The 6652-nt window shown below is 52.8% G+C and carries 4 protein-coding genes; 3 read left to right on the top strand and 1 reads right to left on the bottom strand.

Going from position 1 to position 6652, the window contains the following annotated elements:
* The first annotated feature begins 329 nt into the window (after window positions 1-329).
* A complete protein-coding gene (locus PJI16_04555) occupies window positions 330-2687 on the top strand; it encodes a fatty acid cis/trans isomerase (protein ID MDT3776831.1) in 2358 nt (785 codons plus the stop codon).
* A 212-nt stretch (window positions 2688-2899) separates the two neighbouring features.
* Here PJI16_04555 and PJI16_04560 read toward each other — a convergent pair whose 3' ends face one another.
* A complete protein-coding gene (locus tag PJI16_04560) occupies window positions 2900-3607 on the bottom strand; it encodes a DUF3313 domain-containing protein (GenBank protein ID MDT3776832.1) in 708 nt (235 codons plus the stop codon).
* Between the two features lie 119 nt (window positions 3608-3726).
* Here PJI16_04560 and PJI16_04565 point away from each other — a divergent pair, with 119 nt between their 5' ends.
* Both PJI16_04565 and PJI16_04570 read left to right on the top strand, forming a co-directional pair.
* The gene (locus tag PJI16_04565) at window positions 3727-4017 is read left to right on the top strand and encodes a hypothetical protein (GenBank protein ID MDT3776833.1); all 291 of its coding nucleotides are present in this window, start codon (window positions 3727-3729) and stop codon (window positions 4015-4017) included.
* Between the two features lie 96 nt (window positions 4018-4113).
* Complete coding sequence (locus tag PJI16_04570) at window positions 4114-6267, top strand: Tex family protein (protein MDT3776834.1); 2154 nt, start codon at window positions 4114-4116, stop codon at window positions 6265-6267.
* Window positions 6268-6652: the final 385 nt, after the last annotated feature.

Genomic DNA, 6652 nt, shown 5'->3' on the forward strand with positions numbered 1-6652 from the left:
CATTCAAAAAGTCTCCCTAAGACGCACGCTGTGCTCAAACCAGAGCCGGGATGGCTCATTTCGCACAAAACATTCTGCACATATCAGTATCAAAAAAAGGTGTGTTGAAAGAAGCATGAGTCGAATGTGAGTAAACATGGCTGATGGTGCCCAATTCAGGTTTGAAGATTTTCTCGTTTTCTCTGTGAAATCGGTTTATTGCAAAAGGTCATGAAAGGTGAATGAGATTAGCCATTTTCGCTATCCCTTGGATATAGTGGGAGTCGTGAATAGGACCGTGAAAAAATACATGGACCTGAACAATAGAAAATCAACCCTGAGGAGATAAGATGACAGATCGTCCATACGCCCGTATTGTGTTTATCCTGCTTCTCACGATCATCGTGGGTGGTTGTGCCCTCTATGCCGGGATGCAGCTGGATCAACAATTCGGGCCTTCCTCGCCGCAAAACCGGCTGACGAACACAACCGAGGTGACAACCGTCAGTTATCGGCAGGATGTGAAACCGATTCTTGAGGCCCGATGTATCGTCTGTCATGGATGTTACGATGCCCCATGTCAACTCAATCTCAGTGCCCATGAAGGGATTGAACGCGGTGCCAACAAAGAACTGATTTATAACCCCGGTCGATTATTGGCCATGGAACCCACCCGGCTTTTTGTCGATGCGCATTCACCCTCCGAATGGCGGGAGAAGCAGTTTTTTCCGGTGTTGAACGAACGGGTGCAGACAAAAGAGGCCAATCTCCAAGCGAGCCTGATGGCGAAGATGTTGCTCCTGAAGCGACAGCACCCGCTTCCCGCTGTCAGCCCGCTCCCCCCCAGTTTTGATTTTGGCATCGAGCGGCCTCAATATTGCCCGACGCTTCCGGAGTTTGACGCGTTCGCGCGGGACAATCCCTTATGGGGGATGCCCTTTGGATTACCCGGTTTAGGCGATGAGGAACATGCCACATTGATGAAGTGGTTGGAGGAGGGCGCCGACGATGAAGCACCAGCTCCGGTGACCGCAGGTGTCCTGTCAAACATTTCGGAGTGGGAAACGTTTTTGAATGGCCAGACACCGAAAGAACAATTAATGAGCCGGTATCTCTACGAGCATCTCTTCCTGGCCCATCTTTATTTTGATGACCTCACCCCCAAGCAGTTCTTTCGTCTCGTACGATCCACAACCCCTCCAGGTGAAGGCATTGATCTCATTGCCACCAGACGGCCTTATGATGACCCGAAAGTGGATCGTTTTTTTTATCGCTTTGAGCCGGTCCAGACCACGATTTTGGCCAAAACCCACATGCCGTATGCGCTCAATCCCGACCGGATGTCCCGGTATCGCACCCTCTTTTTAGAACCGGCCTATGGGGTGCCGACCTTGCCGTCTTATGCCCCGGAGACGTCGGCCAATCCTTTTGAAACCTTCAAATTGATTCCGGTGAAATCCAGGTATCAGTTTCTGCTCGATGAAGCCCAGTTTACCCTGATGAATTTCATCAAGGGACCTGTCTGCCGGGGACAGGTGGCGCTCAATGTAATTAATGAGCGGTTCTGGATAGTTTTTTCAAACCCCAATAGCACGACCATTGCTCAGGGGGCCCAATTCCTTGAAAAAGAAGCGAAGAATCTTCAGATGCCCATCGTCGAGCAGAGCAACGCCACACCCCTGGGGACCTGGCTGAAATATTCTCAATTAGAAAAGAACTATGTGGCCGGCAAAATTAAGTTTATCCAGCAACATGTCTCGACACCGGAAGCCATTTCACTCGACCTGCTTTGGGATGGCGATGGGCAGAATGACAATGCGGCTCTCACCGTGTTTCGACATCTGGATAATGCGACCGTCGTGAAAGGGTTTGTCGGCGAGGAGCCCAAGACGATGGTGTTACTGGGGTATCCCTTGCTTGAGCGGATTCATTATCTGTTGGTTGCAGGGTATGACGTGTATGGCAATATCGGTCACCAGTTAAATTCCCGCCTGTACATGGATTTTTTGCGAATGGAGGGGGAGCTGGATTTTCTCACCCTGCTCCCGGAACGGACGAGAACCCAGGAATGGAAATACTGGTATCGAGATGCCGGGGATAAGGTCGAAGATTTTGGTGCGGTATATTTCAACAGCATCAATCGTCAGACAGGAATTCAGTATCGCACGGCAGACCATAAATTAGAATTAATCGGGATGGTGCGCGAACGCCTCGCGCCGGTCTTGCACAGGCCATATGCGATTGAGGATTTTGGTAATGACCACGTCCGTCAACAGCTGAAAAAGTTATCCCACTTCCAAGGAACAGCCGTGTCCTGGTTGCCCCAGAACGCCATCTTATCAATTGGCGGGTCCCAGGCTCAGGTGGTAACTCTCATCCATGATAACGGGATGAGCAATGTGTCCCATCTGCTCTTTGAACAAGAACGGCGTTTGCCGGAAGAAGATACCCTAACCGTGGTGCGAGGGTTTTTGGGTGCCTATCCCAACGCTTTTTACCAGGTCGACGAATCCACACTCGAAGAGTTTGTCAGCGCCGTGGAACATCTCGGTAGTGAGGAGGATTATCAAGCTCTGCTCAATCGTTTCGGTGTCAGACGAAGTGATCCTGATTTTTGGAAGCATAGTGATGCCATACAAGCTGCCTATAAAAACGAGTCACCCGTTGAAGCAGGGTTGCTTGACTACAGTCGTCTGGAAAACAGGTAAGACGTGGCGAGGGAATGATCATGCGTTCAACGATGAAGACCACCCCCGGACAGGGAAAAAACAACTCTCGGTTGAGAAGAAGCGTTGTCTAAAAGTTAAAGAGTAACCATGACGATCCAGCGCATAGGTGCTTCACCCCGGCGACCGTGATCGTGGAATTCTTGCCTCTTATCCCCTTAGTTTTTGTGGTGATCGGGAAACTGGAGAGAGGTTTACTGAATATCTTTTTGATATTCGCGTATCCCGCGTTCCTCGTCTAACCGTTGTCGAAGTTTCCTTGCCCAGTAGTCAAATATTTCCAGCACGGGTCCCAGGGAATCCTTTTCGCGCGTCAGGAGAACCTCTGAGCTCATCCGTTTTTCAACATAAGCAACCAACCGTTCCTGGCTCTGTGTATCCAATATCTCGGCCTCAATCGCGGCCTCTCCCTCCAGGGCATTCATGCCGGAAATTTTTTCGGCACCCTGGATCAGGAAATCGTTGGCCAGGGGAAGCAGCGGGATCGACGATTCCAGTGCCGGGCGCTCCAACATCACATCCGTCAAGGCTGCGCGGAGGCGCAGGACCCCGGGACCGGGATCTTTCACGATCACATAGCCTCCTGCCAGTGCGCGGCTCATGCTTTCCTGGAATGCCAGAGCCAATCTCCAGGCTGTTAACCCATCAAGGCCACCATACTCAGAATGTTGGCTGGGAAAGATCACCAGGGGATCCAGCATGATGGTGTTGTAGTCTTTGAAATTGACGCCTGGCTTCCGGTAGGTCCAGGCACCGCTGTCATCCGGGGAAGGACGAAGGCTGTTGTAATCAGTTAAAAAACCGGAAAAATCCAATGATTGGGTTTTTTGCGCACAACCGGGCAGACTGAGGACCACACAGAAGAGAAAACTCAGCCTCTGTATTTTTGAAAAGGTGTTCACTCTGGTATCCTACATTTCCTTTTGAGATTGAAAGTTGACGAGTATATCTCGTCTATTCCATAAAGACCATATCAAGGCCACATTTCCACTCAACTCCATTTAGAAAAAGAGGGTATCTCATGATGAGAGCATGGCTGGTGGTTTGCGTTGGAAGTCTGTTCCTCTATGGATGCACTGACGTGAAGTATGTCAAGGCCGGTGCCACGGAAGCGGATTTAGAGGCGGATCGAGTCGATTGCCGCAGTCAAATCCTGATGCCGCCCCCCGGCCCGGGCATTCCCAGTGGTCAAATGGGAAAACCAGGGGTGAGCCAAGGGTTCATCACTCGATCGGCCGAGCAGTCGGCACAACAAGAAGTTGACCAGTGTTTGCGAGCAAAGGGATGGGAGCTGGAACCCCAACCCAAGTAAGTTGCTGAGAGGATGTAAGCGTAATATGGCTGTCGTTGTGAAGAACGACTCGTGACAAAAATTTCACTCAAAAATACGTAAGGATGTAACGAGACTATGAATTCAGCATTGCATGATAAGACCATTGCGAAGGAATTGAAGATCACCGACAAGCAGGTCACGGCCACGGTGAGTCTGCTGGATGATGGCGCCACGGTGCCGTTTCTTTCACGGTACCGCAAAGAAGTCACCGGCGGGTTGGATGAGGTTGTCATTACCTCCATTCGGGACCGCGTGGCGCAGCTTCGAGAATTGGATAAACGGCGGGAGGTCATCCTGGCCTCGCTCGAGGAACAAGGCAAGCTGACCGATGTGCTGCGAGAGCAGGTGCAGGCGGCCACGACCATGACCGAATTGGAAGACATCTATTTACCCTACCGACCCAAGCGCCGCACCAGAGCCATGATCGCCAAAGAACGAGGATTGGAACCGTTGGCGTTGAGCCTCTGGGCACAAGATGCCCAATTGAATGTCGAAGCGGAAGCGCAGAAATTTTTGAATCCGGAACTGAGCGTCGAGACGGTGGAGGACGCGTTGGCCGGTGCGCGCGATATCATGGCCGAATGGATCAGCGAAGATCTGCAGGCTCGCGCCTCCATGCGTGCCCTGTATCTGGAACAAGGGACTTTCAAGACCACGGCTGTGCGCGGAAAAGATGTGCAAGGCAGTAAGTATCGGGATTATGTTGAATGGGAAGAACCGGTGGCCAAGGCGCCATCCCATCGTGTGCTGGCCATGCGGCGTGGCGAGGTGGAAGGTTTTCTGACCTTTCGTGTGCTGGTGCCGGAAGCCGAAGCCCTCTCAATTCTGCATCGCCTCTTTGTGAAAGGAAAGGGGCCCGCATCGGAACAGGTCATCCTGGCCGTCAAAGATAGCTTTACCAGGCTCCTGGCCCTTTCCATGGAAACCGAAGCCCGCTTGGTCACCAAAACCCGGGCCGATCAAACGGCCATAGAAGTGTTTGCCCAAAATGTGCAGCAACTGCTCATGGCGCCACCTCTGGGACAGAAGACCGTCCTGGCCATCGATCCGGGATTTCGCACCGGATGTAAAATGGTCTGTTTGGACCGACAGGGCACCTTGCGTCATACGGAGACCATCTTTCCGCATCTGGGAACAGGCGGAGCCGCTAAGGCGGGAGACACGGTGGTGGAGTTGTGTCAGCGTTTTCAGGTTGAGGCGATCGCAGTGGGCAATGGGACGGCCGGGAGGGAGACCGAAACGTTCCTGCGCGCGCTCAAATTGCCATCCGCCATCCCGATCGTCATGGTCAACGAAAGCGGCGCGTCCGTCTATTCCGCGTCTCCGGTCGCCCGGGAGGAATTTCCCGATCACGATGTGACGGTGCGCGGCGCGGTCTCGATCGGGCGGCGTCTGATGGATCCCTTAGCCGAACTGGTGAAAATCGATCCCAAGGCCATCGGCGTCGGGCAATACCAACATGATGTTGATCAGAGCATCTTAAAGCAACGGCTCCAGGATGTGGTGATCAGTTGCGTCAATCGGGTAGGGGTGGACGTCAATATGGCCAGCCCGCAACTGCTCACGGCCGTCTCCGGCGTCGGGCCGCAACTCGCCACGAATATCGTGGCCTATCGACAGGAACATGGTCCGTTTGCGAGCCGGACGGCATTAAAGAAAGTCCCCCGCCTGGGAGCCAAAGCGTTTGAACAAGCCGCAGGATTTTTACGCATCACCGATGGGGAGCATCCGCTGGATGCCAGTGCCGTGCATCCCGAACGGTATGCCGTGGTTAACGCGATGGCGAAAGATTTAGGCTGCACCGTCAAGGATCTCATGAGGGATCCTGCCAGACAACGCACGATCGATCTCACTCGATACATCACGGAGGAAGTGGGTAAGCCGACCTTAACGGATATTCTCACCGAATTGGCCAAACCCGGCCGTGATCCCCGTCAACAATTTGAAGCCGTGAAATTTGATGAAGGGGTGCAATCCATCGAGCAGGTTAAGCCGGGCATGATCATGTCCGGGGTGGTGACCAATGTCACGGCCTTTGGCGCGTTCGTCGACATCGGCGTGCATCAGGATGGGCTCGTCCATATTAGTCAACTCGCCAACAAATTTGTCAGTGATCCCAACACGGTGGTGCAGGTCAACCAACAAGTCAAAGTCACCGTGCTGGAAGTCGACATACCCCGCAAGCGCATTTCCCTTTCCATGAAAGCGGCCTCAAACGGGAAGCTCTGAGTCGCGAGGGTCATTTCGCTAAGCCATGTGGCTGTGAGCTGGCCCAAGATTCTTCGTTACACTCAGAGTTGGCGTCCCTCCTCTTCAATGAGGCCAAACGTGGCGTCAATGGTTTTGGCCACTTTTGCCGAAACAGAAGTGGCTCGGCTGCCGGGCCGAAACCCGGCATCGGTCAGTCCTTGCAGCTCATTCCAGGCGTTCGTTGAAGGTAATCCAACTTCTTTCCGTCATTATGCCTGCGCTCTTCCCTCTTTGATGGAAATTTCTCAAAAAAAACTTCCCTATGTTTTCCGACGCCTGCCGGTTGGCCCAAAGGAGGGACGCTCTTGGCTGCGGTTTCAACCGGTCGCTGCAACATCTAATCTCTAATAATAGAGAGGAGGAT

It is taken from the genome of Nitrospira sp. MA-1, from assembly GCA_032139905.1.
Classification (GTDB): domain Bacteria; phylum Nitrospirota; class Nitrospiria; order Nitrospirales; family UBA8639; genus Nitrospira_E.

Coding starts and splice junctions, on each gene's coding strand:
- PJI16_04570 (MDT3776834.1), top strand. CDS start 4,114: ATGAATTCAGCATTGCATGATAAGACCATTGCGAAGGAATTGAAGATC.
- PJI16_04555 (MDT3776831.1), top strand. CDS start 330: ATGACAGATCGTCCATACGCCCGTATTGTGTTTATCCTGCTTCTCACG.
- PJI16_04565 (MDT3776833.1), top strand. CDS start 3,727: ATGATGAGAGCATGGCTGGTGGTTTGCGTTGGAAGTCTGTTCCTCTAT.